Consider the following 22893-nt stretch of genomic DNA (forward strand, 5'->3'; position numbering starts at 1 on the left):
AGAGAATGCAATTCATTGCAATGACCTGACAGTAAACGCGCGGAGGTTCCGGATGCCCGGAGGACGGCTGAGTCATCAGGACCGGCTCGACATCGCGGCCGGGCTGGCCGAGGGATCCGGGTACGCCGAGATCGCGCGGCAACTCGAGCGGCCGACGTCGACGATCAGCCGGGAGGTCGCACGCAACGGCGGCGCGGGCGGGTACCGGGCGGATCATGCGCAGTACGCGACGGCTTCGCGGGCGCGACGGCGGCGGCCCGACGGGGATCGTCGTACGGCGCAGAGTGCGGGACAGTTCGGCGATCCGCGGGCGGCGTACGTCGAGAGGTTCGCGGCGATGATGGTCGACGGCGGGTTGCCGCGGATGGCGTCGCGGGTGCTTGCACTGCTCTATACGTCCGACTCGCGCACGCTCACCGCGGCGGACCTGGTCCGGGAGTTGCGCGTCAGCCCGGCGTCGATCTCGAAGGCGATCGGCTACCTCGAGCGGGTGGGCATGGTTCATCGCGAGCCCGATCCGCAGCGGCGGCTCCAGCACTACGTGATCGCCGAGGACGTCTGGCTGAAGGCGTGGGAGGTCAGTGCCCGGACCAACGTCAACTGGGCCGAGACCGCAGCCGAGGGCGTCGGCGTCGTCGGACGCGACACCCCGGCGGGCGAGCGGCTGACGCAGATGGCCGAGTTCTTCCAACGGCTCAGCGAGGACATGTCCGGCGGCGCAGGGTTCCAGGACTGTCTCTCTGTCCTCGCTGTCCTTTGGCAGGCCGATCGGCCGCTCAGCTCGTCGGAGCTGGCTCGCAGCCTCGACTGGCCGGTCGAGCGGGTGACCGATGCCGTGGACTACGCGGTCAAGGCAGCAGCTTCCGGAGCAAGCGGCGAGTGAGGTAGCCGTCCGCGAGCCCTAGCTCGACCAGGTCGTCGAAGATGCGCTGATCCGCGTTGGCCGCACGGATGCCCGCGTCGAGGATGCGGTCCGAGCGACTGAGCTGGGCGACGAGTGCAGTGTGGCGCAGGTGCCTCGACAGCAGACGGGACGTCCGGCGACGGTACGGCGTACCTGCGTCTGAGTTGCCCGCCCGCAGCGCATCCGCGATCGACTTACCGGCGATCAGGCCGGTCGCCACCGCGTAATAGATGCCCTCGCCGGTCATCGGGTTGATCAGGCCGGCCGCGTCACCGGCGAGCAGCACCGGACCGCTCGCTGGGCGCCACCTCCGGCCGGCGAGCGGCAGGTGATGGCCCCACCACGACTTGCCGCCGTCGGTCGCCCCCGGCAGGAGGGTCTCCAGGTTCTCGAGCAGGTCGGCCCGGGTCGGGCGGGTGCCCGCGAGGAGCTCGCCGTACCCGACGTTCGACCAGCCGTCGCCGCGGTCGAAGGACCACGCGTACGACGGCTGCCGGCCCGGACCGTACGCGATGACCTGACTCGCCGCTCGCGCGCTCGGCGTCGGGGCGTACCCACGGATCGCGAGCGCGATGGGACCCGGCTTGACCCCGAGCTCCTGCCGTACGACGGAATGGGCGCCGTCCGCCCCGACCACGAACCGGCTGTCCAGATCGCCGTCGACCGTGACGGACTGCCGCTGGATCGCGAGGCTGCGGATCCGCCGCCGGATCAGGTGAGCTCCGGCCTCTTGCGCAGCCTGGACGAGACGCTGGTCGAACACCGTCCGCGGCACCACCCAGGTCGGCCGCGCCATCTCCCGATCCACGCCGGCACTCCCGCGGTTCAGCACAAACCGCCGTACCGGCGTCCAGTCGTCGAGGATCCCCTTGACGCCGACCTCCGCGAGAAGGTCGAGCACATGCGGCGCGATTCCGTCGCCGCACGCCTTGTCCCGCGGAAAGTCGTGCCGGTCGACGAGCAGCACCGACAAGCTCGGATCCGCCCTCAACGCCCCCAGCGCAGCCGCGGCCCCGGCCGGGCCGGCCCCCACAATCACCAGATCCCACACAGGATCAGTCTCGCAGTACTCCGAATGTGCCGCGCGCCCGACCAGCGACCTGCGGCGCTACCTGCCTGGACGGGGCGCTACCTGCCGGGATGGCGCGCTACCCGCCGGGGCAGCGCGCTACGTGCCGGGGCGGCGGCCGGGCTTGTTGCTGCGGCGGGTGGTGCGGCGCATGCGCGAGGTGTGCGGGGTGACCTGGCCGGAGGCGGTCACCGGGCGGGCCTCGTCGGGGTCGACCACCTTGAGGGGCGGCGGGACGAAGATCGGGATCGTCTCCTCGTCATCCTGCGCGACGACCGGTGGTGGCGGCGGCGGTGGGACAGGCCGGGCGCGGGCGGCCGACTCCTTGCTCACGCGGGGCCGCGGTGCCACGAGTGAAACAGTCGGCGCCGGGACAGGCCGACGGCGATGCGGGAGCCGCGTCCGCAGTTCGAGGCCGAGTGCGTCGATCAGTTTGCGGCAGGCAACGATCGAGACGGCGACCGCGAGCACGGTGCAGGCGGCGAACAGGACCGACTGGCCGCCGGAGCCCCAGTTCGACGGGTCGGTGCGGACCATCGCGGCGATCATTGCCACCACGATGGCGTTGGTGAGGCCGAGCGCGATCGCCAGGCCGACCGTGCAGAGTAGTACCCGTCGCTCCAGGTCGACGTCATCGGCCGCCGCGACCAGTCCCGCGATGAGACCGGCAAGCACCGGCACCGTATATACAAGAGCGAGCGTGAGGCCGGGGCTGGCGACGAGGTAGAAGACGTCGAACACCATCGCGGTGCCGGTCAACGCTGCTGCGAAGCACACCACCATCGGCGGGTAGGCGCGCAGTACCGAGACCGCGTCCGCGGGCACGGTCTTGAACATGCGCAACGCCAACAACAACTACCTATCCCCTCGTCCCCCTCCATTGTGCAACTCCCCCACACCCTGGGTGAGCATCCCCCGCCGCTCCCTTCCCGACTTTGGGATCAGCCGGACGGACGACGAGGTGCCAATCACGGTCAGGCGGAGTTGCGGTGCGGCTTCCGGGAGGTTCGGGGCACGCCGAACTGACGGTGCGCCGGTCCGTCCCAGTTCTATCTGGCGACGGACCGACGGCACCTGGCGCCTCTACTACCACCAAGGCACAGTTGCTGCGGGCAACTCTCAGGCGGCGGCCTGGGTCGGGGCCAGTTTGTCGCGCAGGTCGTCGAGAATCCTGCGCAGGACCCGCGAGACCTGCATCTGGCTGACGCCGATGTCGTTGCCGATCTCCGACTGCGTCCAGCCTTCGATGAAGCGCAGTTGGAGGATCCGGCGATCGCGCTCGCCCAGATCGGCGAGCACCGGCTCGAGCATCTCGACCGTTTCCAGTTGGTCGATGCTCGCGTCGTCGTCGTCGGCGACCACGTCGGCCAGCGTCAGTTCCGCGTCGGCCTCGGCCGGGCGGTCCAGCGACAACACGTTGAAACAGCCCTTCGCCGCGAGGGCCTGCTCGACCTCGGCCACCTCGACCTCGAGGTGCTCGGCGATCTCGCTCGGCGTCGGTTCGCGGTTCAGTTGCTGCTCGAGCTCGGGCAGCTTGGTTGCGATCGTGCCCTGCATCTCCTGCAGCCGGCGTGGGATCCGGACCGTCCAGGCGCAGTCGCGGAAGTACCGCTTGACCTCGCCGCGGATGGTCGGGATGGCGAACCCGATGAACGGGGTGTCCGCCTCCAGCCGGTAGTGATGGGCTGCCTTCACCAGCCCCAGGTAGGCGACCTGTTCGAGGTCGTCCGCCTCTGCGCCGCGCCCACGAAAACGGCGCGCGATGCCCTGCGCCATTTCCAGGTTGAGCTCGACGACTTGTTCGAGAAGTTCCTGCCGCTCACCTTCGTCGGTACTGGCAGCCCGGCGTTCCATCAGCTCCCGGGTAGCTGCTTCACGTGCGGCCCGATCGGCCGGAGTGGCTCGGCGGGTGGAAACCCGCTCCATGATGCTCGTGACCATTGGTATGACCTCGCGACTGTCTCGTCACGGCGTGGCACTTCGCTGAACCACGGTCATGCCTGCAAGGGGAGTCGTACCCAGCTCTCCGATTCTCATGCATGCGACCTGAAATTGTCACTGATCGCGACCGGACACGCCGGAGAACGGGCGTTTGACCTCAACTCGATCACACGAAGTAAGGAAGCGGACACGTGACCCAAAAGTGTGTACGATGCAGATGCAAGGCCAAATGCACGTGCATATGCCAAGGACGTATGGAAGGTGCAGCTGATGACTGCGATCTACAACGGCATGCCCGGCGACTCGAACAGTGAGCTGATCTGGAAGAAGAGCCAGCGAAGCGGCCCCCAAGGCAACTGCGTCGAGGTAGCGAAGCTGCCGGACGGTGGTGTGGCGATGCGCAACTCGCGCTTCACCCAAGGCCCGGCCCTGGTGTTCACGAAGGCCGAGATCGAGGCGTTCCTCGGCGGCGTTCAGGACGGCGAGTTCGACTATCTCGCCTGAACAACACACAGCGGCAACACCGAAGCAAGGGCCCCTTCGCCAGGCGAGTGACGAAGGGGCCCTTTCGTGCGCCCGGAGGCCGGCTCACTGCTGGAGCTGGGCGGCCGGCGCAACTACGTCACGCGGCGGCCGGCGAGCCGTTCGGCGCAGGACTGGACGATCAGCCCGGCACATGAAAACGCCAGGGCCGACTCTCCGGCGAGAGTCAGCCCTGGCGTGCCTGAGGGGCGGGTACGGAACTATTGGACGGTGAGCGGCCAGAGCTGTTCGCTCGGCAGCTCGGATGCCTTCCCGGTGGCCGCATTGTCAACGGTGATTCGCAATCCGGTGAACTTCGGCGTCATCACCCGCTGGTACCGCGACGCGCGGTCCGGCTCGGCGACGTACTCGGCGATCAGGTGGTCGCCCAGCCAGATCCGCACCATTTTCCGTCCTCCTACTGCTCTGTCGGTGGTCATGGAGCCAGGCTCACGATGGGGTCGCCGTCGAGTTGGCGAACGCCGCGCAACCAGCCCTCGAAGGCCCAGCGCTGTTGCTCAGGGCAACGCGCGACCAGATCCTGGATCTCCCGCTCCGTCAGCTCCTCGGGCGCGCGGCCGCCGGCCAGGCCTGCGGTCTGCTCCACAACTTCACTGTCGTTGTCGTTCATCGACTCGGGTTCCCCAACCAGTCAAGCCAACGGGGGGCCATTGGCGCTCTGTAAGGACCGGCCTGCCGGATCACGCGATGTCACGTTTCGCGAGATTCAGCTCACCTTCTGTGCATGAAGCAATCATGGCGTCGGCACGCGACGAATGCAAGCGCCCGATGCACGTGCATCCGCACGTTTTCCAATTCGAGACCACAACGGACTCCTTTCCGCCTGGATCAGACTCAACCGACGCTTGGCGAACGGTGTTCGAGGGCGTGCCGGTCGCATACTATGTACTGACAAATTGGGCAATGGCGGCATCGGCTAGGCTGACGCTCCGTGATCGCTGCTGCGGATTCGCCGCTCTTGTGTAAGAACTTCGGCAGATCAGCACCCCGCCGTGCGATGATGTGCACTTGCGGGTGAGGTTGCTGTTGATGGAGACCGCTGGGGCCGCTGGGAGGTTGGGGTGACGGAGTCGGGCGCGCAAAGCGGACCGACCGCGCTTCGCGTCATTCTCGGAGCGCACCTTCGCCGCATGCGGGCGGCCGCCGGTATCAGCCGCTCCGATGCCGGCTGGGAGATCCGCTCGTCGGAGTCCAAGATCAGCCGGATGGAGCTGGGCCGCGTCGGCCTGAAAGAACGCGACGTCGGCGACCTGCTCAGTCTTTACGGACTCGACGACGAGGAGGAGCGCGAGCGGCTCCTTCGTCTCGCGCGCGAGGCGAACAACCCGGGCTGGTGGCACCGCTACGGCGACGTGCTGCCGAGCTGGTTCCACTCTTACCTGGACCTCGAAGCCGCAGCGCAGCTGATCCGTGTCTACGAGCTTCAGTTCATTCCCGGCCTGCTGCAGACGCCCGACTACATCCGTGCGGTGGTCCAGCTCGGTCGAGGCATGATCCCGGGCGAGGAGGTCGAGCGTCGCGTGACGCTGCGGAGCAACCGCCAGGGCGTCCTGACCCGCCCGGAGCCGGTTCGCCTCTGGGCCGTCGTGGACGAGGCTGTACTTCGCCGGCCGATCGGCGGCGTCAAGAGCATGATCGAGCAGCTCGACCACCTGATCGATGCTTCGCAGCTGCCCAACGTCACGCTCCAGGTGATGCCCTTCAGCGTCGGCGGCCACGCAGCCACCGGCGGCGCCTACAGCATCCTCCGTTTCCCGGAGCAGGACCTCCCGGACATGGTCTATATCGAGCACCTCACCAGCGCCCTCTACCTGGACAAGCTGGAAGACCTCGACCAGTACACCGCCACCATGGAAGCCCTCTGCGTCGCCGCCCCACCCCCGAACAAAACCCGCGACATCCTCACCGACATCCGCAAAGACTTCGAACGCTGACGTAAACCAGTCCCAGACCCACCGGGGCCGAGGGACAAGCGGCTGCGTTCGTCGGGTCGACGTGTTGGGCATGCGGTCCTTCCCGATCTGCACTGTGTGGAAGGCAGGACGGGCACGGGCGACAGGGATCCGGCATGCCGCCCCGCTGGTCATGAGGTGTGGCCGGTGAAGATCAGTGGATGATCGACCAGTTCCTCGAGGAACTGCTGCCACTCGCGCGGTGCGCCGAGCAGGATCAGGTGTCCGCGATGAGGCACCGCGACTGCCGCCCTGCCTGCGTGTGCCATGGCAGCGTCGATCAGCGCCTGCATGGCTTGGCCGGAGTCGTCTTGTTCGACGAAGAGCGGCCCGAGGCGATAGCCGCGTTGCTCCGCCGCATGGAACGCGGCCTTCTGAACCTCGACGAGATCACGCAGCCGCCGAGCGAGGCGCTCGTGGGCGTAGCAGTACAGGATGCGTTGAGAGCCCGAGCCCGGACCCGGTGAACTGCCGGGCCAGAACTCCAGACTCATCTCCGCGATCGCCATGCAACGACCGTACGGACCGGACGAGCACCGGCACCATACGAATCCAGGCGGCCCGAACGGCTCACTCAGGCGCCATTCGGAGCCTGTTCTGCGCCTTTCGAGGACGACTTCGTACCGGAACGCGGCCGAAACGCGAGGTTGTGGATAACTACTGCCTGGTCAGATCGGCGATCATGGCCGTCGAGTCGCGTGGGCTGAGCGCGATCGCCCGGAGGTGATCGAACACCAGCCCGTACCGGTCGATCTCCGCCTCGGATTCCAGGAAGATGTCGCCGGCGAGGCTCTCGACGTACACGAGGTCGGGTGCCATCGACCCGAAGGCGAGCCGGACGAACGCTCCGGTCATTCCGGGATGGGCTCCGCGGTCGAAGGGGATCACCTGGAGCGTGACGTTCGAGCGCTCGCTCATCTCCAGCAGGCGGCCGAGTTGGGCCCGCATGACAGTTCGACTGCCGACCTCCCGGCGGAGCGCGGCCTCGTCGATGACTGCCCAGAACTCGAGCGGCGCTCGTCCCTGCCGCTTTCCGGTCAGCGCGATTTGACGCTCCATCCGCGCCTGCACGTTCCGCTCGATCACCTCAGGCTCCAGCGGCAGGAAATCAGCCACTGTCGCCCTCGCGTACTCCTCCGTCTGCAGGAGTCCCGGGATGTACGACGATTCGTAGTTGTGGACGAGCTTCGCCTCTGACTCGAAGTTGATGTAGGCGGCGTATTCCTGAGGAATCACGTCCTTGAACTGGCGCAACCAGCCGGGCTGCCTCGCTCCCCGGATCATCTCGAGGAGTTCGGCGCGGCGGGGTTGTGGGACGTCGTACAGATCGAAGAGGGTTTCGAGGGTGCCGGTGTGGGGTTTGGCCTGGCCCTTTTCGATGCGCCAGAGGGTTCCTTGGTTGACGCCGCTCTGTTCCTGGACCTGCTCGCGGGTCAGTTGCGCCTCGACGCGGAGGTTCTTCAGCTCAGCTGCAAGCCGACGAAGCCGAACGGTCGGCGGACCAGCTGGCCTCGGCATTTTCCACAACCTCGCGTTTCCGACCTCATGGATTCGAGATCGCCGCCATTATCACTGGTCGGATTCGCACGGTACAAGCGCCCTCACGGTCCGTCAGCTGTTGTCGGTGAGCCAGGTTAGGAGGGGTTTGGTGGCTTGCCAGTCGGTGCGGATCTGGGTGGCTAGTTGGGGGGTGTGGATGATGGGCTCGAAGCCGTAGGACTTGGAGACCGTGAGGGACTTGTGGCGGAGTAGGTCGATGCGGGGGTGGTCCGGGTCGTAGCCTCGGGGGCTGGTCTTCAGTTTGTCGCCGCCTACGGTCCAGCCGGCTCTGGTGAGTTTGGCGAGGAGTTTCTCCAGTTGTTTGCCTCGGCGGTCGTCGTCGATGGCGGTGCGGACCCGCGCGAGGCGTTCGGAGGTTGCGTCGTAGAAGCCGGCGGCTACTCGTACGCCGGGCGCGGACACCTGGACGTACCAGCCCATCGAGGGAGCCAGGTCGATGAACGCTCCCTGGTGGGTCTTGTACGGCGTCTTGTCCTTGGCGAAACGCACGTCGCGGTACGGGCGGAACAGCTTCGCCGTCCCGAACTCCTCCTCGAGCTCCGCCAGCAGCGCCGCCATCGGCGCGCGGACCGACTCCTCGTAAACCTGTTTGTGCGCCGTCCAGAAGGACTTGGTGTTGTCCATTTCGAGATCGTCGTAGAAGTCCAGCGCCGCAGCCGGAAACCCGGTAAAACTCATGCGGTAACGATAGTTCGCCCGGCAGATCGGACCGACACCCCCATGCGCGCGATCCAGGTCACCCAGTTCGGCGGTCCCGAGGTCCTCGTCCCGACCGAGCTCGATCCGCCGGTCGCCGGACGGGATCAGCTGCTGGTCGAGGTGAGTGCGGCCGGCGTCAACTTCGCCGACACCCATCGCACCGACGGCTCGTACCGCGGTGGCGTCACGCTCCCCTTCGTCCCCGGCGTCGAGATCGTCGGCCGTACGAACGGTCGCCGCATCCTCTCCCCCATCTTCGAGACCGGTGGAGGGTACGCCGAGTACGCCGTCGCGCCGGCGCACCGGGCTGTCGACGTACCGGACGAGGTCAGCGACGGGCAGGCGCTCGCGCTGCTCATCCAGGGACTGACCGCTTGGCATGTCCTGAAGAACAGCGCGCGTCTGAGCCCCGGCGAGACCGTCCTGGTCAACGCCGCCGCGGGCGGAGTCGGTTCACTGGCCGTTCAGCTCGCGAAGCACTTCGGGGCCGGGCGGGTCATTGCGACGGCATCGACGGACGCCAAGCGAGAGCTCGCCCTGCGGCTCGGAGCGGACGTTGCCGTAGACAACAACCCGGACGGCTACGCCGAGAGGGTGCTCAAGGCAACGGATGGGGTCGACGTCGTGCTGGACTCGACCGGCGGCGCGACAATGCTGGCCGGTCTCGAGTGCCTTGCCGGATTCGGTCGGCTGGTCAACTACGGCAACGCCGGCCGTGAAGGACGGCCGTCCGTCGATCCGAGTGCGCTTGCCCAGCGCAACCTTTCGGTCGCAGGCTTCTGGCTGGTTCCCGCGATGGACCTCCCGGGCGGGTACGTCGAACCGCTGACCGAGCTCCTCGCGCTCACGGCCGCCAAGAAGCTCACACCGCTCGTCGGCGGGGAGTACCCGCTCGAGGAGGCTCGGCACTCTCACGAGGATCTCCTGGCTCGCCGGACCACCGGCAAGCTCGTGCTCAAGCCTTGATGAAGGCACGGATGTCCGCGGCCAGCACCTCCGGCTGTTCGAGAGCGGCGAAGTGACCGCCGTGCGGATGGCTGGTCCACCGGACGATGTTGTCGGTGTGAGCGACCTTGTGCCGCAGCGGGACGAAGTTCTCGTGCGCGAGATCGAGGAGCGCCGTCGGCGTCCGCGACGGCTCAGCCGGCTGACCCCAGTACGAGGCGTGCGCGCGCTCGTAGTAGATCGCGCCGGCCGATCCCGCGGTACGGGTGAGCCAGTAGAGCATGACGTTGGTCAACAGGGCGTCGCGGTCGATCGGCGTTGACGGATCGCTCCACGTCGCGAACTTCTCCGCGATCCACGCCAGTTGGCCCACGGGCGAGTCCGTCAGCGCGTAGGCCAACGTCTGCGGGCGGGTCGACTGCAGGTCGGCGTACCCCTGCTGCTCGGTGGCGAACGCCTGCTGCCGTCGCCACGAGGCCCACGTGCGTTCGCGCTCGGCCGGGTCGAGCGGTTCGAGCTCCTCCGGTGCCGGCTCCGACGTCGCGCCCGCGCCGGGGATCAGGTTGAGGTGTACGCCGATCACGCGGTCCGGGTCGGTCCGCCCGACCTCCCGCGAAACCGCAGCACCCCAGTCGCCGCCCTGTACGCCGTACCGCTGGTAGCCGAGCCGGGTCATCAGCTCGGTCCATGCGCGGGCGACGCGCTTGAACTCCCAGCCGGGCTCGCGCACCGGCCCGGACAGCGTGAAGCCCGGAATCGTCGGGATCACCAGGTGGAAGTCGGGCAGGAGCTTGGCGACCTCGGTGAACTCGACGATCGACCCCGGCCAGCCGTGCGTCAGGACGAGGGGCAGGGCGTCCGGCTCGGCCGACGGGAGGTGGGCGAAATGAATGTCAGCACCGTCGATCGAGGTCTTGTACTGCGGCCACTCGTTCAACTGCGCTTCAGCTGCCCGCCAGTCGTACCCGTCCCGCCAATACGCAACCAGGTCCTGGAGGTAGGCCAGCGGAACCCCGCGGGACCAACCCACGCCGGGCAGCTCCGCGGGCCACCGGACCAGGTCGAGGCGCCGGCGCAGGTCGTCCAGGTCACTCTCCGGCACGTCCAGCCGGAACGGTTCGATCGTCACACCGGCACGGTGTCACATCGGGTCGTACCGGCGCGTCGGATTTCAGGCGGTGATCTTGGCGCGGGTCCGGTCGCGGACGACCTTCACCGCGACGGCGGCGATCAGACACAGCACACCGGCGCTGATCACGATGGTGACCAGCGTGCTGGCGCCGTTCAGGGCGTTGTCGCACGCCATCGGCGTGATCCCGCCGGCCGGCTGGAACGCCGAACCGCAGCGCGTCCCGCTGGCCGAGACCGAGCGGAACCCGAGCAGGCCGCCACCGAGCAGCAGCACCACCCCGGCCACACCGAGAATCTTGTTCAGCGTGATCACGGTCAGACCGGATCCGCTGGTGCATGGTGTGGGCATGCCGACGGCACACCCCGTGAGCCCCGTAGCACTTCGATCACTCCTGACTTCGACGGACCACCCAAGGATCGAACTTACGGTCAGGCCCGCGATGATCCCCACCCGAGCAGGCCGTCAGGACCGATTCTTCACAGAGTCCTTACTCAGAACATGACCGGCTGTGACGGTGATCTCAGATCAAATGAAAGTCACTGTCAACCGAGGCGTTCTTCCAGGTGAACGGTGATCTCGTCGCCTGGTTCCTTGCCGAGCAGGGTGCGCAGGTCGGCCTTGACGGGCAGTTTGTGGGTGCCGTCGCCGAGCGCCATGAACGAGCTCTCGAACGCGTGGCCGTCCATGGTTCCGCGGACCTTGACCAGGCCGCGGGTGCCGAAGTACTCGGCCGAATCCGGCATCTGCACGTAGGTCCAGCCGCCCTTGGCGTCGCTCTTCAGCAGCGGCGCGGTGAAGGTCTTGTCCAGCTTTCCGGTCTTGTCGCTCATGGTGAGCTCCTCTCTACACCCCTAGGTAGAGACTGCCGACGCCCTTTCGACATCCGTGGCCAACTTATTCTGGAAAGGTGCAGATGATGATCCGCCGGGCCGGGCGGGACGAGGTACCGGCGGTGCTGGCACTGCTCGACGGAGCCACCGAGTGGCTGGTCGCTCGCGGGCAGACCGAGCAGTGGGGTACGGCACCACACTCGACAAGCCCGCGGCGGGTCGCTCAGATCACTGGATTCGCCGACGACGGGCTGTGGGTCGGCGAGACGGACGGCAGGCTGGTCGGCGCGCTCGCGGTCGGCGCGGCGATGGAGTACGTGCCGCCGGCAACCGAGCCCGAGTTGTACATCCGGCTCCTGGTGACCGAACGCGCATCCGCCGGGCAGAACGTCGGCGGCGTACTGCTCGACCACGCCCGCGAGCTGGCCCGGGATGCCGGAGTGAGCGTGATGCGCGTCGACTGCTTCGCGGGTGGCGACGGCGCGCTCGTCCGGTACTACGAGTCGCAGGGCTTCACGCGGGACGTGGCGTTCGCCGTACCGCGGGTCAATGAGCCGGACTGGTTGGGTCAGGTGCTCGTCCAGCGCTTGTGATCGAGGAGCGATGTACGGCGCCGTGCGCGTCGCTACAGTGCGCCTCACCGGTGGCTGCGGTCGCGTGGTCGACCTGGAGTGTCGAGTGCGTCAGGTGGTGGCGCTCGGCGAGCACGTGCTCGATCTGAACCCGGATCTGGTGACAGTCGAGGCCCTCGGCGACCAGGATGTGTGCGGACGCGGCCGGCTCGCCGGACGTGATCTCCCAGACGTGCAGGTCGTGTACCTCGACCACGCCCTCGATCGCGCACAGCTCCGCGCCGAGTGCCTGCGGGTCGATCGCGGTCGGCGCGGCCTCGAGGAAGATCCGGCCGGAGTCGCGGACCAGTGAAATGCCGGCCTTGAGCATCAGGGCCGCGACCACGAGCGCGGCGATCGCGTCCGCCCGGGCGAACCCCGTGAGCAGTACGACGAGACCGGCGATCGCGGTCGCGATGAACGCGAACAGGTCGTTCAGGATGTGCTGGAACGCGCCCTCGACGTTCAGGCTCGAGCGGTTCGCCTTGCTGATCAGCCAGGTGGCGAGCAGGTTCACCGCGATGCCGACCACGCCGGTGATCAGCACCAGCGCACCCTTCACCTCGGGCGGATGGATCATCCGGTTGACGGCTTCGTAGACGAAGTACGCCGCGAGCAGCAGCAGCGTGATGCCGTTGGCCTGCGCGGACAGGATCTCGACCCGCTTGAAGCCGTACGTGAACCCGCCGGCCGGAGGCTTCGCGGCCAGCCGGATCGCCAGCAGGGCCAGCGCGAGCGCGATCGCGTCGGTCAGCATGTGCGCCGCATCGGTGACGAGGGCCAGCGAACCGGCCGCCAGCCCGACGATCACCTCGGCGAACATGAAGCCGACGATCAGCGCGAGCGCGCCGCTGAGCAGCTTCTTGTCGGCGGCCGGGCTCACCGCATGACCGTGGCCGTGCCCCGCGCTCATGATTCCGACCTCTCCGGATGGATGGCGTCGGTGTGCTCGGTGTGCGCGACGGCCAGGTCGACCAGCATCCGGACGTGCGCGTCGTCGAGGCGGTAGAACGCGTTCCGCCCGTCACGCCGTACAGAGACCACGCGGTGCGCGCGGAGCAGCCGCAGGGCGTGTGAGGTGGCGGACTCGCTCAGCCCGGTGATCGCGGCGAGATCGCAGACGCACAGCTCCCCGTCGAGCAGGGCGACCAGCAGCTTCAGCCGCCGCGGGTCGCCCAGCAGGCCGAACACGTCAGCGGTGTCGACGATGTCGTCCTCGCCCGGCATCCTGGCGTTGACGCTCGCGACCCGCTCCGGGTCGACCAGCTTGATGTTGCAAGCGTCCATGGCCTGCACATCTGCAGATCTGTTCATATATCAACGGTAGGCGATCGCTGCCGCCGTTCGCAACTAACTCGTGAACGTTCCGGGCAGGAACAACGTCGTGGTCTTGCCGGTGACGATGCCGCTCGCCCACTGCAGCGCGCCGGCCCGACCGGCGCCGTCGTTCTCGTTCAGGGCAAGCGAGATCGCGACCGGTCCGGTCGGTTGGCCCGGGAACCCGAGCGCCGCCCACGGCACCTTCACCTGGTACGACGTGACGCCGCCGGCGCGGGTGATCGCGGCGGTCGCGCCGGGCGTGGTCCCGGTCGGGCTGCCGTCCGACGTACCGAAGGTGTAGACGGCGGGGCCAGTCGGGAGCAGAGCGGCGCCGAGTTCGGTGGCGGTCCCGTTCTCGCCGGGGAGCCCGTTGCTGATCGCGAACTGCAGGCTGTCGCCGCGCCACAGGTTCGGGGCGGTTTCGGTCTGCGCGAAGACGTCGTCGGTGACGGCGGCGTTGATGGTCAGACCAGTTGCGTCGTACTGGAAGTTGGCGGTCCCGGACAGGTCCGCGGCTCCACCCCACGGGCGGGTGAAGGTCAGCCAGCTTGCGTCGGTGGCGAGATTGATCGACGTCGTCGGAGTCGTTGCCGAGAGCACGATCGGGTCGAAGGCGGTCGCGCCTTTGGCGGAGACCTTGTTGCCGTCGGAGGTGGTGAGGTCGACGGTATAGGCGTAGGCCTTCCACGGTTGGAGATCTGCTACCGGGATCGCGATTGTTGCCTTCTGCCCCGGTGCGATCGACTGGCCCGCACCCGCCGTACCGTGCTGGCCGGCGACCGTCCAGCTCAGGTCCTGGATCGTCGCGGCGGTGCTTGCTCGGGTGTTGGTGAGCTCGACGCCGAGACCGGCCGGCGTGGACTGGGTGAGTTGCGGGACGACCCGGATCTTGGTCGCTGGTTCGACGCTGGTCCAGGCCACCAGGCGAGCCGTGGTCTTGCCGAGCCGCGCGACGGTGGCGACGACGTGGCGAGGACCAAGAGTGTCGCTCGCCGGGACCGGGATCGTGACCTTGGTGTCCTTACCTGGAAGCACCACCGCGTGCTTGGTCTGGCCCGCGACCGTCACGGCCGCGGGGCCGACGTTGCGCACGGTGCCCTTGATGGTGACCGTCACCGCGGTCGGCTCTTGCGAGTTCGACGGGTCTGCGGCGGCGACCTTCGCCTGAGGTGCCGTGGTGACGGCGACGCTCGTGGCCGCACCCTTCACGAAGACCGGATCCTGGTCGACGGTCATCGTGACCATGCCGGCGGTCGGCGTCAGTGTGGTCACATGGCCGTACATGTCGGTGACCTGGAGCGGGACGCTGGTGTTGAGTTGCACGGTGGACGTGCCGGTGCCGGTTGACCACAGGACGCGCGTGGTCGACGTACCGGAGCCGAAGCGGTACGAGTACAGGGGGGCGGCGAGGGTGTCGCGGCCGCTGTACGCGAGGCCGGTGAGGGCGCGGATCGCCGTCGCCTTCGCGACCAGGCCCGGCTTCGGGGCCATGCCGGCGATCGGTCCCGCCGGAGCCTGCAGGAGGCCGAACGTGCTCTCCTTGTCGTCCAGGTTCGTGCCGTCGTTGAGGGCGTCGTACCAGTAGAACTGGCTGACGTTGTTCGCGATCATGATCGTGTCGTTGCGGATCGACTTGCGGGCCTGGTCGAGCATCGAGCCGCCGAAGCTCGCAGCGGTCGGGTAGCCCTCCTCGCTGATCCAGATCGGCTTGCCGGCGCCCCCGTGCGCGTCGGACTGGGTGCGCAGGCTCTGGATCTGAGTGTCCAGATCACCCTCGGGGCCGGCGAACGTGTAGATGTGGGCGTCGATCGAGTCCACGTAGGCCAGCCCGCCGAGCGACAGGATCTGGTCACGGAACGACGTGTCACCCTTGTTCGGGCCGATGTCCGCGAGGACGTTCGCGGCGGGGTTGTCGGCGTGGGTCTGTTCGTACGCCGCCTTCATCAGCTGGACGAAGCACGCACCCGTGATACCGCAGGCGCTGTCGTTGAAGCCGGGCTGGTAGTACTCGTTGTACGTCCCGATGTCGTTGGTCGTACCTGCGAAATGCTTGAGCCACCAGCTCTGGTAGCGGCCGTACGCCGCGAGGCCTTCCGGAGTGCTCGGCGTGTGACCGCCGTCGTAGAGCGGGTTGCGGTAGCCGGTGCCCAGCAGCGGAGTCAGACCGTTCGCCTTGGCGTCCGCGATCACCGCGTCCTCCTGCGGATCGACCGCGTAGTTGCCCGGTGAGCCGGATTCGATTCGCGGCCACTCGAGGCTTTCCCGGATGTGCGAGAAGCCGGCGAGGGCGAGGGTGCGGATGAGGGCTGCGCTGAGGTCGTAGTAGTGGTTCATGTGCGTGTTGACGCCCCACTTGCCTTGTGGGGATTGGGTCCCCGCCGGGAGCGGTGGGACGACGGCGAGCGTCGTACCGACGACCGTGTCTCCTGCCGTGAGGCGGAGGTTGTAGAACCCGGCGCCGAGGGAGGCGGTGCTGATCGTGCCGTTGGTTGTGTTGCCTGAGGCAACCGGTAGGTACTGGTCGTCGGTGATGCTCCAGGCAACTGACGGCGCGGTCGAGGTGAGCGTGACGTTGCCGGAGCCTTGCTGGAAGACGAGGCTCTGGTTGGTGACCGTGATGCCGGTGGTGTCGGCGAACGAGATGCTGACCGAGCTGATGCAGACCGAGCTGATGACGCCACCAGGCGCGTTCGCCATCAGGCGGATGTCGGCGCCGTTCGCACGGTTCTGGAAGTTGATGTTGGACATCCGGAACTCGGTGCTCGACCAGGCGCCGGTGCCGGGGAAGGTGAACCACGGCAGCGGGGTGAACGCGGCGCTGACGCTGTCGTACTGCGCGGTGAGCTGCTGGCCCGGGGTGTCGAAGTAGTTGACCGTGAGGACGGCATCGGTGGCGCCGGCCGGGATCCGGGCCGCGTCGATGTTCAGGTAGACGTACTGATCCTTGGGGTCGTTGCTGGTCTGCCAGCACGGCACTCCGAGCCGGGTCGACGCCGCATGCTCCGGGGTCTTGTCCGCATCACCGGGCCACGCGGTGATCCCGTCCGCGGCCACCGGACTGCTGAACACGATCCCCGGATCCCCCGCGGCCGCTGCCGTCGACACCAACTGCGTCGCACCCAGCAGCCCCACGGCCACCACCACGACAACCTTCCGAATCGAGCCGAACATACGCGGTCCTCCCATGTGCGCCTACACGTGTAGATCGAGTCGCGAAACCGCTTTCGCAAACCACACTCTGAGGCCCACCGGCCAAGCTGTCAACGGCTCAGCAACCACCGCCGGCCGCCCGACCCGCGAATCCGGCCGCGGGTACCGACGAACGGGTAGTGGTCAGCCCGCCACCCCTTCACCGAGCCCGAAGCCCTCCCCCGCCGCGGCAACTCACGAACCCACCACCCGTTCGTCGGTACCCCAAACACCCCGGCCGCCCAGGTATGCCGAGCACCTCCAGGCAGTACACGCGCCCAGGTACACCAGCATGCGCTCCGCCTCGAGAATCTGAGGGGCGCGTACCGACGAACGGGTAGTGGTCGGCCCGGCGCCGATGCAGCGAGCGCGGAGGCGCCCACCAGCGCGTCCGACCGCGGCCCCACTACCCGTTCGTCGGTACCCCAGGACGACCCGCCGCACCCTCGAGCGACACCGCGCGGCACCCTGCTTGTGGTTAGCGGGGGGACCACTTTTGTTCTATGTGGGCGTATTTCCAGATGGCTTGGGCGGTGGCCCAGGTCAGGGCGAAGAGGGCGACTATGGCGTAGCCGACGTAGTTGAGGTTTACGGCGGCGATGGCGGCCAGGGGGCCGTGGTTGATGTGGAGTTTGTCGGTGAGGATCGAGATGAGTTCGATGCTGCCGATGATCAGGGCGACGGCGACCGACAGGCCGGTGATGGTGATGTTGTAGTAGACCTTGCGGACGGGTTTCGCGAAGGCCCAGCCGTAGGCGAAGTTCATCAGGCAGCCGTCGATGGTGTCGAGCAGGCTCATCCCGGCGGCGAACAGGATCGGCAGCGTGAGTACGGCGTACCACGGCAGGCTGAACGCGGCCGCGCCGCCGGCGAGGACGAGCAGACTGACCTCGGTCGCGGTGTCGAAGCCGAGGCCGAACAGGAAGCCGATCGGGTACATCTGCCACGGCCGGGTGACCGCCTTCGTGACGCCGGCCAGGATGCGGTTCATGAAGCCGCGGTTGTCGAGGTGCTGCTCGAGCGAGGCCTCGTCGTACTCGCCGGTGCGCATCCGGCGGAACACCTTGACGACGGCAACCAGTACGACGAGGTTGAGCGCGGCGATCAGGTACAGGAAGACACCCGAGACCGCCGTGCCGACGACGCCGGTGATCTGCTGCAGGCGGGACGAGTCGTCCGCGACCTGCCCGGCCAGCGCGCGGACGCCGATCCCGAGCAGGAAGCACAGCACGAACACCACGGTCGAGTGCCCGAGCGAGAACCAGAACCCCACCGACATCGGCCGCCGCCCGTCCGCCATCAGCTTCCGGGTCGTGTTGTCGATCGCCGCGATGTGGTCGGCGTCGAACGCGTGCCGCATCCCGAGCGTGTACGCCGTCACGCCGAGCCCCACCCCGAACACCCCGGCCGAGCCCAGCACGTAGTGCCGCGGCGCAACGACCAGCGCCAACACACCCCACCCGACCAGATGCAACAGCAGCACGAACGCCGCCATCGCACCGACCGCGGCCCGCTCACGTCCGCTGACGTCCATCCACCTCACGATTCGCCAGTAAACGCCGACACCCCACCCAGATGCAACCCAGTCGCATGAACCGTCACACTGTGAAACGTGAACCCCTACCCGGACGTCACCGCCGGCGAGCGCGAGTCCCTTGAGCAGTTCCTCGACTTCCACCGCGCCGGCGTACTGCGAACCCTCGGCGAGGTGACCGGCGGCGAGGCGGCAGCCCGCACCCTCGAAGCGACAGACCTGACCGTCGGCGGCATCGTCAAACACCTCGCCGCGATGGAGGACCTGTGGTTCAGCCACAAACTCCTCGATGTCCCACCCGCCGAGCCGTGGCGGTCCGCGCCGTTCGACCAGGACCGCGACTGGGAGTTCCACTCGGCGACCGAGAACACAGTCGACGAACTGAGCGAGCTCTACCGATCAGCATGCGACGCCAGCAGGCACATCACAGCCCAGATCGAGTCGCTCGACGAGCGCGCCGTACGCGGGTCGTTCGAGGGGCAGTTCGTCAGTCTGCGGTGGATCTATCTGCACATGATCGAGGAGACCGCGCAGCACCGCGGGCATCTCGACCTGCTGATGGATGCGGTGCGTCAGGCGAGACCCAAGCGGTAGGCGTAGGCGACGGCCTGGGCCCGGTCGCGGAGGTTCGCCTTCGCGAAGAGGTGGTTGATGTGCGTCTTCACCGTGGCCTCGCTGACAACCAAGTGGCGGGCGATCTCGGTGTTGGAGAGGCCTTCGGCGATAAGCCGGAGCACCTCTAGCTCGCGCGGTGTGAGGCCGGTGTCCGTGGGCTCCGGCGGCTTGGTGGTAGCCCCTTCGATCAGGCGGCGCTGGACCTCGGCGTCGACGATCGACTGACCGTCGGCGGCCGCCTCCAACGCGCGGCCGATCGACTCCGCGTCGGCGTCCTTCGTGAGGAATCCACGTGCACCGGCCCGCAGCGCGGACAGCACGGAATCGTCGTCGGAGTAAGTCGTGAGTACGACGACCTCGGTCCGCGGATGATCCGCCCGCACGCGCCTGGTTGCCTCGACCCCGTCCATCGTCGGCATCCGCAGATCGACGAGCAGCACGTCCGGATCGTGCTCGGCGACCAACTGGACCGCCTCCTGGCCGTCCGACGCAGCCGCGACCACATCGATCCCGGGCAACAGTTTGAGCAACGTCACCAGCCCGTCCCGCACCACCGTCTGGTCGTCCGCGACCACCACTCGCACACTCATACCTTGACCTTGAGCTCCACTCGCCAGCCCGTGGATGTCGGGCCGGCCTCCAATGATCCGCCGACCAGGTCGGCCCGTTCACGCATTCCGAGCAGACCATAGCCGCCCGGCGCCGCCCGCTCGGGCCGCTTCCCCGGCCGGTCGTCGACGGTCAGGCTGACCACGTCGCCGTACGAAAGCCTCACCTGCACAGGCGCACCCGGCGCGTGCTTGCGGGTGTTCGCCAGCGCTTCCTGCACAGTTCGGTACATCGTGCTCATCACGTCCGCCGGCAGCTCCCGCGGCTCGCCTTCCACCTCGAAGTCCGCCGTCGCCCCACTCTCCAGCCGGTACGCCGTGACGAGGTCAGCCAGCGCCCGTACGTCGGGAACCGCGTCCTCCCTCAGCGCCGCAACAGCCCGCCGCGCCTCGGCCAAACCCTCGGCGGCGAGGCCCTGCGCCCGCGTCACCTGCTCGACCGCCTCCGGCGATGCACCGTCCCGCACGAGCATCAGCCGCGCGCCCTGCAGACTCAACGACAACCCGGCCAGCGAGTGCGCGAGTACGTCGTGCACGTCCCGCGCGATCCGCGCCCGCTCGGCCAGCGCCGCCGCGCGCTCGTGCTCCTCGATCGCGGCCTGCTTGCGTGCCAGCGACACCTCGAGGTCCTCCAACTGCTGCTCCCGGTTACGCCGGTTGACCGCGGCCAGCGTCAGCGCGATCACGCCGAAGCCCGCCCCGATCGCACCCGGCGCCGAGCGCGTCGTGATGTACAGCGGCACGCTCCCACCGAGGATGGCGATCGCCACGACGGTCCACTCGAGCGGTCCGGCCCGGTAGTAGCGGACCGCTATGCGGCTGACCCAGAACGGGACGAAGAGCATCACGCTCTGCGGGAGCGCGTACCACAGCAACGACCCGCCGATCGCGAACGCCAGCAGGCCGTAGACGGTCCGGCCGGGCGGTTCGCCGTACCTGAGCCGGAACAGCGAGACGTTGCTGGCGACAACGATCACGCCGAGGGCAACGATCACGCCGTACGGCAGGCGCTGCTGATCGTGGTCGCGGGCGGCGAACGCGACCGTGACGATCGTCAGGACGGCGGGGACCGCGCGCAGCAGCAGACCAGGTACGGAGGAACCCCGTACCTGGTCCGCAAGCCTGGAGCTCATGCCCTCATCATGCCCGGATCAGACCCGTTCGGCGGCGAACGGGAGGTTCATGGCGAGCGAGCGGCGGTAGATCATCGCGCTCTGGGCGGCCAGCGTGACGCCGATCGTCAGCGCCAGGGTCGAGGTACCGAAGGTGTTGTGCGGCCAGAGCGCCGCCGAAGCGAACGACGTACCGATCCGGAGCGCGATCGTCACCAGCCAGAGGACGAGGGTCGCAGCGGTGCCCTTCTGAAACAGGCCCTGGTCGGTCGGCGAGAGCCGGACGCTGGCGCCGCGGGCGACGCCGAAGCCGGCCAGCACGACACAGTCGAGGGCGAGGAAGGCGAGCTCACCGGTCGTCGCGCTGTGCACGGCGGAGGAGAGCGAGAAGAGACCGACGCCCAAGAGGATCACGGGCATCAGGAACAGCGACTTCTGGGTGACGAGCGAACCGGTCACCTGCCGGCCGATCACGCGCACCAGCACCAGCAGACCCACCAAGATACCGATCACGGCCGACATTTCTGGGTTCCTTCCGAGGAGGTTTCGTTGTTGGTGACAACACTCCTCGGAATCGCCTACCCGAACGTCAGCCCGGAGGTGAGACCCGGGTGGAACCCGAGCCTCAACCCCAGGGTTGACTCATGCCAGCGAGACCAGGTCCAGGTAGTCGTCGGACCACAGATCCTCGGTAGCGTCCGGGAGGATCAGCACCCGGTCCGGGCGCAGCGCCTCGATCGCGCCCTCGTCGTGGGTGACCATCACGATCGCACCCGGGTAGCTGCCGACCGCGCCCAGGACCTCGTCCCTCGACACCGGGTCGAGGTTGTTGGTCGGCTCGTCCAGCAGCAGCACGTTCGCGCTGGAGTGGACCAGCCCGGCGAGCGCGAGCCGGGTCTTCTCGCCACCGGACAGCACACCGGCCGGCTTGTCGACGTCGTCACCGCTGAACAGGAACGAGCCGAGCACGTTCCGTACCTCGCCGTCGGTCAGCCCCGGCGCGACCGCGGCCAGGTTCTGCCGGACGGTGCCGGCCAGGTCCAGGGTGTCGTGCTCCTGGGCGAAGTACCCGAGCCGCAGGCCGTGACCGGGTACGACGCGACCGGCATCGGGCTGTTCGCGGCCCGCGAGGAGCCGGAGCAGGGTCGTCTTGCCCGCGCCGTTCAGCCCGAGGATGACGACCCGGCTGCCGCGGTCGACGGCCAGGTCGACGCCGTCCAGCACCTGGAGTCCGCCGTACGCCTTCTTCAGGCCGACGGCAGACAGCGGCGTCTTGCCCGACGGCGCCGGTGCCGGCAGGCGGATCTTGGCGACGCGGGCGACCCGGCGTACCGGCTCGAGGTCGGAGAGCAGCCTGTCCGCACGGCGGGCCATGTTCTTGGCCGCCATGGCGGTGCTGGCGCCGGCCTGCATCTTCGCCGCCTGGGCGTGCAGGACCGCGGCCTTGCGCTCGGCGACCGCGCGCTCGCGCTGCCGGCGGCGCTCGTCCACGTCCAGCTGTTCGAGGTACTTCTTCCAGCCGGTGTTGTGGATGTCGATCGTCAGCCGCTGCGGGTCGAGGTGGAAGACCCGGTTGACCGTTGCCCTGAGCAACTCGCGGTCGTGGCTGATGACGATCAGGCCGCCGGCGTACGACAGCAGGAACTGCCGCAGCCAGAGCACCGAGTCGGCGTCGAGGTGGTTGGTCGGCTCGTCGAGCAGCAGCATGTCGTGCTGCGCGAACAGGATCCGGGCCAGCTCGACCCGGCGGCGCTGACCACCGGACAGGTGACCGATCGGCTGCTCGAGGGCGCGGTTGGGCAGGCCGACGCCGGCCGCGAGCCGGGCCGCCTCCGCTTCTGCCGCGTAGCCGCCGCCGGCTTGGAAGGCCGCTTCGGCGCGGGCGTACGCCGCCATCGCCTTCTCCTGCGCCTCGCCGGTGGAGGTGCTCATCGCGGTCTCGGCGGCGCGGAGCCGGCGTACGGCGGTGTCCATGTCGCGGGCGGACAGGATGCGGTCGGTGACGGTGACCTCGGGGTCGGCCGCGCGCGGGTCCTGCGGCAGGTAGCCGACGGAGCCGGTCACCGCGATGTCGCCCGCGGCCGGGCGGCGTTCGCCGGCGAGGGTGGTGAGCAGGGTGGTTTTGCCGGCGCCGTTGCGGCCGACGAGCCCGACGCGGTCGCCCGCGCCGACAGTGAACGAAAGATCGGCCAGCAGCAGCTGAGCGCCGACACGAATATCAACACCGCGAGCGGTGATCATGATGGTTACTCTCCGTGAATACTAGTAGACGCACTTCACCTGTCAGATGGAGTGCGCCAGCTAGACACAGAGGCAAGTAGCCATACCC

Annotated in this window: 25 protein-coding genes; 6 read left to right on the forward strand and 19 right to left on the reverse strand. The window is 68.1% G+C overall.

The window, feature by feature from the left end:
* Positions 1-52: 52 nt before the first annotated feature.
* On the forward strand, positions 53-883 hold the full coding sequence (locus tag ACIA58_RS27255) for a helix-turn-helix domain-containing protein (protein ID WP_396406633.1): 831 nt from the start codon (positions 53-55) through the stop codon (positions 881-883).
* On the opposite strand, the gene ACIA58_RS27260 is transcribed toward ACIA58_RS27255, so the two are convergent.
* From ACIA58_RS27260 to ACIA58_RS27270, 3 genes are all read right to left on the reverse strand, one after another.
* On the reverse strand, positions 849-1955 hold the full coding sequence (locus ACIA58_RS27260; protein WP_396406634.1) for an NAD(P)/FAD-dependent oxidoreductase: 1107 nt from the start codon (positions 1953-1955) through the stop codon (positions 849-851). The two genes, ACIA58_RS27255 and ACIA58_RS27260, sit on opposite strands and share 35 nt — an antisense overlap.
* Before the next feature lie 117 nt (positions 1956-2072).
* Positions 2073-2810, reverse strand: a complete 738-nt coding sequence (locus ACIA58_RS27265; protein WP_396406635.1) for a hypothetical protein — start codon at positions 2808-2810, stop codon at positions 2073-2075.
* Between the two features lie 282 nt (positions 2811-3092).
* A complete protein-coding gene (locus tag ACIA58_RS27270) occupies positions 3093-3914 on the reverse strand; it encodes a SigB/SigF/SigG family RNA polymerase sigma factor (protein WP_396406636.1) in 822 nt (273 codons plus the stop codon).
* A gap of 270 nt (positions 3915-4184) precedes the next feature.
* Between ACIA58_RS27270 and ACIA58_RS27275 the strand changes: the two genes are divergently transcribed.
* A complete protein-coding gene (locus ACIA58_RS27275; RefSeq protein ID WP_134104684.1) occupies positions 4185-4418 on the forward strand; it encodes a DUF397 domain-containing protein in 234 nt (77 codons plus the stop codon).
* A gap of 239 nt (positions 4419-4657) precedes the next feature.
* Here ACIA58_RS27275 and ACIA58_RS27280 read toward each other — a convergent pair whose 3' ends face one another.
* Complete coding sequence (locus ACIA58_RS27280) at positions 4658-4843, reverse strand: hypothetical protein (RefSeq protein WP_130383591.1); 186 nt, start codon at positions 4841-4843, stop codon at positions 4658-4660.
* A gap of 29 nt (positions 4844-4872) precedes the next feature.
* Entirely contained in the window at positions 4873-5067 is a 195-nt protein-coding gene (locus tag ACIA58_RS27285; RefSeq protein WP_396406637.1) for a hypothetical protein, read from the reverse strand.
* A gap of 451 nt (positions 5068-5518) precedes the next feature.
* Here ACIA58_RS27285 and ACIA58_RS27290 point away from each other — a divergent pair, with 451 nt between their 5' ends.
* Positions 5519-6391, forward strand: a complete 873-nt coding sequence (locus ACIA58_RS27290; protein WP_396406638.1) for a helix-turn-helix domain-containing protein — start codon at positions 5519-5521, stop codon at positions 6389-6391.
* 149 nt (positions 6392-6540) lie between these two features.
* Here the strand turns inward: ACIA58_RS27290 and ACIA58_RS27295 are convergent, their stop codons facing one another.
* From ACIA58_RS27295 to ACIA58_RS27305, 3 genes are all read right to left on the reverse strand, one after another.
* A complete protein-coding gene (locus ACIA58_RS27295; protein WP_396406639.1) occupies positions 6541-6918 on the reverse strand; it encodes a hypothetical protein in 378 nt (125 codons plus the stop codon).
* 148 nt (positions 6919-7066) lie between these two features.
* Positions 7067-7927: a helix-turn-helix domain-containing protein gene (locus ACIA58_RS27300; protein ID WP_396406640.1), complete on the reverse strand. Its 861-nt coding sequence runs from the start codon at positions 7925-7927 to the stop codon at positions 7067-7069.
* Positions 7928-8020: 93 nt separating this feature from the next.
* Positions 8021-8647 (reverse strand): DUF2461 domain-containing protein, encoded by a 627-nt coding sequence (locus ACIA58_RS27305; RefSeq protein ID WP_396406641.1) that lies wholly within the window; start codon positions 8645-8647, stop codon positions 8021-8023.
* A gap of 42 nt (positions 8648-8689) precedes the next feature.
* Here ACIA58_RS27305 and ACIA58_RS27310 point away from each other — a divergent pair, with 42 nt between their 5' ends.
* Positions 8690-9634, forward strand: a complete 945-nt coding sequence (locus tag ACIA58_RS27310) for a zinc-binding alcohol dehydrogenase family protein (protein ID WP_396406642.1) — start codon at positions 8690-8692, stop codon at positions 9632-9634.
* Here the strand turns inward: ACIA58_RS27310 and ACIA58_RS27315 are convergent.
* The 3 genes from ACIA58_RS27315 to ACIA58_RS27325 form a co-directional block, all read right to left on the reverse strand.
* Positions 9624-10742: an epoxide hydrolase family protein gene (locus tag ACIA58_RS27315; protein ID WP_396406643.1), complete on the reverse strand. Its 1119-nt coding sequence runs from the start codon at positions 10740-10742 to the stop codon at positions 9624-9626. The genes ACIA58_RS27310 and ACIA58_RS27315 overlap by 11 nt on opposite strands.
* A 42-nt stretch (positions 10743-10784) precedes the next feature.
* A complete protein-coding gene (locus tag ACIA58_RS27320) occupies positions 10785-11093 on the reverse strand; it encodes a hypothetical protein (RefSeq protein ID WP_396406644.1) in 309 nt (102 codons plus the stop codon).
* A gap of 194 nt (positions 11094-11287) precedes the next feature.
* Positions 11288-11575 (reverse strand): DUF1905 domain-containing protein, encoded by a 288-nt coding sequence (locus ACIA58_RS27325; protein WP_396406645.1) that lies wholly within the window; start codon positions 11573-11575, stop codon positions 11288-11290.
* 83 nt (positions 11576-11658) lie between these two features.
* On the opposite strand from ACIA58_RS27325, the gene ACIA58_RS27330 reads away from it, so the two are divergent.
* A complete protein-coding gene (locus ACIA58_RS27330) occupies positions 11659-12168 on the forward strand; it encodes a GNAT family N-acetyltransferase (protein ID WP_396407822.1) in 510 nt (169 codons plus the stop codon).
* On the opposite strand, the gene ACIA58_RS27335 is transcribed toward ACIA58_RS27330, so the two are convergent.
* The 4 genes from ACIA58_RS27335 to ACIA58_RS27350 form a co-directional block, all read right to left on the reverse strand.
* Positions 12122-13099 (reverse strand): cation diffusion facilitator family transporter, encoded by a 978-nt coding sequence (locus tag ACIA58_RS27335; protein WP_396406646.1) that lies wholly within the window; start codon positions 13097-13099, stop codon positions 12122-12124. The two genes, ACIA58_RS27330 and ACIA58_RS27335, sit on opposite strands and share 47 nt — an antisense overlap.
* Positions 13096-13500 carry an ArsR/SmtB family transcription factor gene (locus ACIA58_RS27340; protein ID WP_396406647.1) on the reverse strand — a complete coding sequence of 135 codons (405 nt, stop codon included), beginning with the start codon at positions 13498-13500 and terminating at the stop codon, positions 13096-13098. Before ACIA58_RS27340 ends, ACIA58_RS27335 begins: the two co-directional genes overlap by 4 nt.
* A gap of 36 nt (positions 13501-13536) precedes the next feature.
* Complete coding sequence (locus ACIA58_RS27345) at positions 13537-16677, reverse strand: sugar-binding protein (RefSeq protein WP_396406648.1); 3141 nt, start codon at positions 16675-16677, stop codon at positions 13537-13539.
* Positions 16678-17173: 496 nt separating this feature from the next.
* Positions 17174-18229 carry a HoxN/HupN/NixA family nickel/cobalt transporter gene (locus ACIA58_RS27350; protein ID WP_396406649.1) on the reverse strand — a complete coding sequence of 352 codons (1056 nt, stop codon included), beginning with the start codon at positions 18227-18229 and terminating at the stop codon, positions 17174-17176.
* 78 nt (positions 18230-18307) lie between these two features.
* On the opposite strand from ACIA58_RS27350, the gene ACIA58_RS27355 reads away from it, so the two are divergent.
* Entirely contained in the window at positions 18308-18823 is a 516-nt protein-coding gene (locus ACIA58_RS27355; protein WP_396406650.1) for a DinB family protein, read from the forward strand.
* Here ACIA58_RS27355 and ACIA58_RS27360 read toward each other — a convergent pair.
* The 4 genes from ACIA58_RS27360 to ACIA58_RS27375 all read right to left on the reverse strand — a co-directional run bounded on the left by ACIA58_RS27360 (position 18802) and on the right by ACIA58_RS27375 (position 22805).
* The gene (locus ACIA58_RS27360; RefSeq protein ID WP_396406651.1) at positions 18802-19434 is read right to left on the reverse strand and encodes a response regulator; all 633 of its coding nucleotides are present in this window, start codon (positions 19432-19434) and stop codon (positions 18802-18804) included. The genes ACIA58_RS27355 and ACIA58_RS27360 overlap by 22 nt on opposite strands.
* Positions 19431-20585 (reverse strand): sensor histidine kinase, encoded by a 1155-nt coding sequence (locus ACIA58_RS27365; RefSeq protein WP_396406652.1) that lies wholly within the window; start codon positions 20583-20585, stop codon positions 19431-19433. Before ACIA58_RS27365 ends, ACIA58_RS27360 begins: the two co-directional genes overlap by 4 nt.
* A gap of 18 nt (positions 20586-20603) precedes the next feature.
* Positions 20604-21086, reverse strand: coding sequence for a hypothetical protein (locus ACIA58_RS27370; protein WP_396406653.1), 483 nt, complete (start codon positions 21084-21086; stop codon positions 20604-20606).
* A 120-nt stretch (positions 21087-21206) separates the two neighbouring features.
* Positions 21207-22805: an ABC-F family ATP-binding cassette domain-containing protein gene (locus ACIA58_RS27375; protein WP_396406654.1), complete on the reverse strand. Its 1599-nt coding sequence runs from the start codon at positions 22803-22805 to the stop codon at positions 21207-21209.
* Positions 22806-22893 lie beyond the last annotated feature (88 nt).

This window comes from Kribbella sp. NPDC051586, from assembly GCF_044453965.1.
Taxonomy (GTDB): Bacteria; Actinomycetota; Actinomycetes; order Propionibacteriales; family Kribbellaceae; genus Kribbella.

Bases quoted from the DNA above. Each gene is read 5' to 3' on its own strand.
- ACIA58_RS27340 (WP_396406647.1), bottom strand. From the start codon at position 13,500: ATGAACAGATCTGCAGATGTGCAGGCCATGGACGCTTGCAACATCAAG.
- ACIA58_RS27330 (WP_396407822.1), top strand. From the start codon at position 11,659: ATGATGATCCGCCGGGCCGGGCGGGACGAGGTACCGGCGGTGCTGGCA.
- ACIA58_RS27280 (WP_130383591.1), bottom strand. From the start codon at position 4,843: ATGGTGCGGATCTGGCTGGGCGACCACCTGATCGCCGAGTACGTCGCC.
- ACIA58_RS27255 (WP_396406633.1), top strand. From the start codon at position 53: ATGCCCGGAGGACGGCTGAGTCATCAGGACCGGCTCGACATCGCGGCC.
- ACIA58_RS27370 (WP_396406653.1), bottom strand. From the start codon at position 21,086: ATGTCGGCCGTGATCGGTATCTTGGTGGGTCTGCTGGTGCTGGTGCGC.
- ACIA58_RS27305 (WP_396406641.1), bottom strand. From the start codon at position 8,647: ATGAGTTTTACCGGGTTTCCGGCTGCGGCGCTGGACTTCTACGACGAT.
- ACIA58_RS27310 (WP_396406642.1), top strand. From the start codon at position 8,690: ATGCGCGCGATCCAGGTCACCCAGTTCGGCGGTCCCGAGGTCCTCGTC.
- ACIA58_RS27365 (WP_396406652.1), bottom strand. From the start codon at position 20,585: ATGAGCTCCAGGCTTGCGGACCAGGTACGGGGTTCCTCCGTACCTGGT.
- ACIA58_RS27270 (WP_396406636.1), bottom strand. From the start codon at position 3,914: ATGGTCACGAGCATCATGGAGCGGGTTTCCACCCGCCGAGCCACTCCG.
- ACIA58_RS27295 (WP_396406639.1), bottom strand. From the start codon at position 6,918: ATGGCGATCGCGGAGATGAGTCTGGAGTTCTGGCCCGGCAGTTCACCG.
- ACIA58_RS27275 (WP_134104684.1), top strand. From the start codon at position 4,185: ATGACTGCGATCTACAACGGCATGCCCGGCGACTCGAACAGTGAGCTG.
- ACIA58_RS27325 (WP_396406645.1), bottom strand. From the start codon at position 11,575: ATGAGCGACAAGACCGGAAAGCTGGACAAGACCTTCACCGCGCCGCTG.
- ACIA58_RS27360 (WP_396406651.1), bottom strand. From the start codon at position 19,434: ATGAGTGTGCGAGTGGTGGTCGCGGACGACCAGACGGTGGTGCGGGAC.
- ACIA58_RS27265 (WP_396406635.1), bottom strand. From the start codon at position 2,810: ATGTTCAAGACCGTGCCCGCGGACGCGGTCTCGGTACTGCGCGCCTAC.
- ACIA58_RS27320 (WP_396406644.1), bottom strand. From the start codon at position 11,093: ATGCCCACACCATGCACCAGCGGATCCGGTCTGACCGTGATCACGCTG.
- ACIA58_RS27285 (WP_396406637.1), bottom strand. From the start codon at position 5,067: ATGAACGACAACGACAGTGAAGTTGTGGAGCAGACCGCAGGCCTGGCC.
- ACIA58_RS27345 (WP_396406648.1), bottom strand. From the start codon at position 16,677: ATGTTCGGCTCGATTCGGAAGGTTGTCGTGGTGGTGGCCGTGGGGCTG.
- ACIA58_RS27335 (WP_396406646.1), bottom strand. From the start codon at position 13,099: ATGAGCGCGGGGCACGGCCACGGTCATGCGGTGAGCCCGGCCGCCGAC.
- ACIA58_RS27350 (WP_396406649.1), bottom strand. From the start codon at position 18,229: ATGGACGTCAGCGGACGTGAGCGGGCCGCGGTCGGTGCGATGGCGGCG.
- ACIA58_RS27375 (WP_396406654.1), bottom strand. From the start codon at position 22,805: ATGATCACCGCTCGCGGTGTTGATATTCGTGTCGGCGCTCAGCTGCTG.
- ACIA58_RS27300 (WP_396406640.1), bottom strand. From the start codon at position 7,927: ATGCCGAGGCCAGCTGGTCCGCCGACCGTTCGGCTTCGTCGGCTTGCA.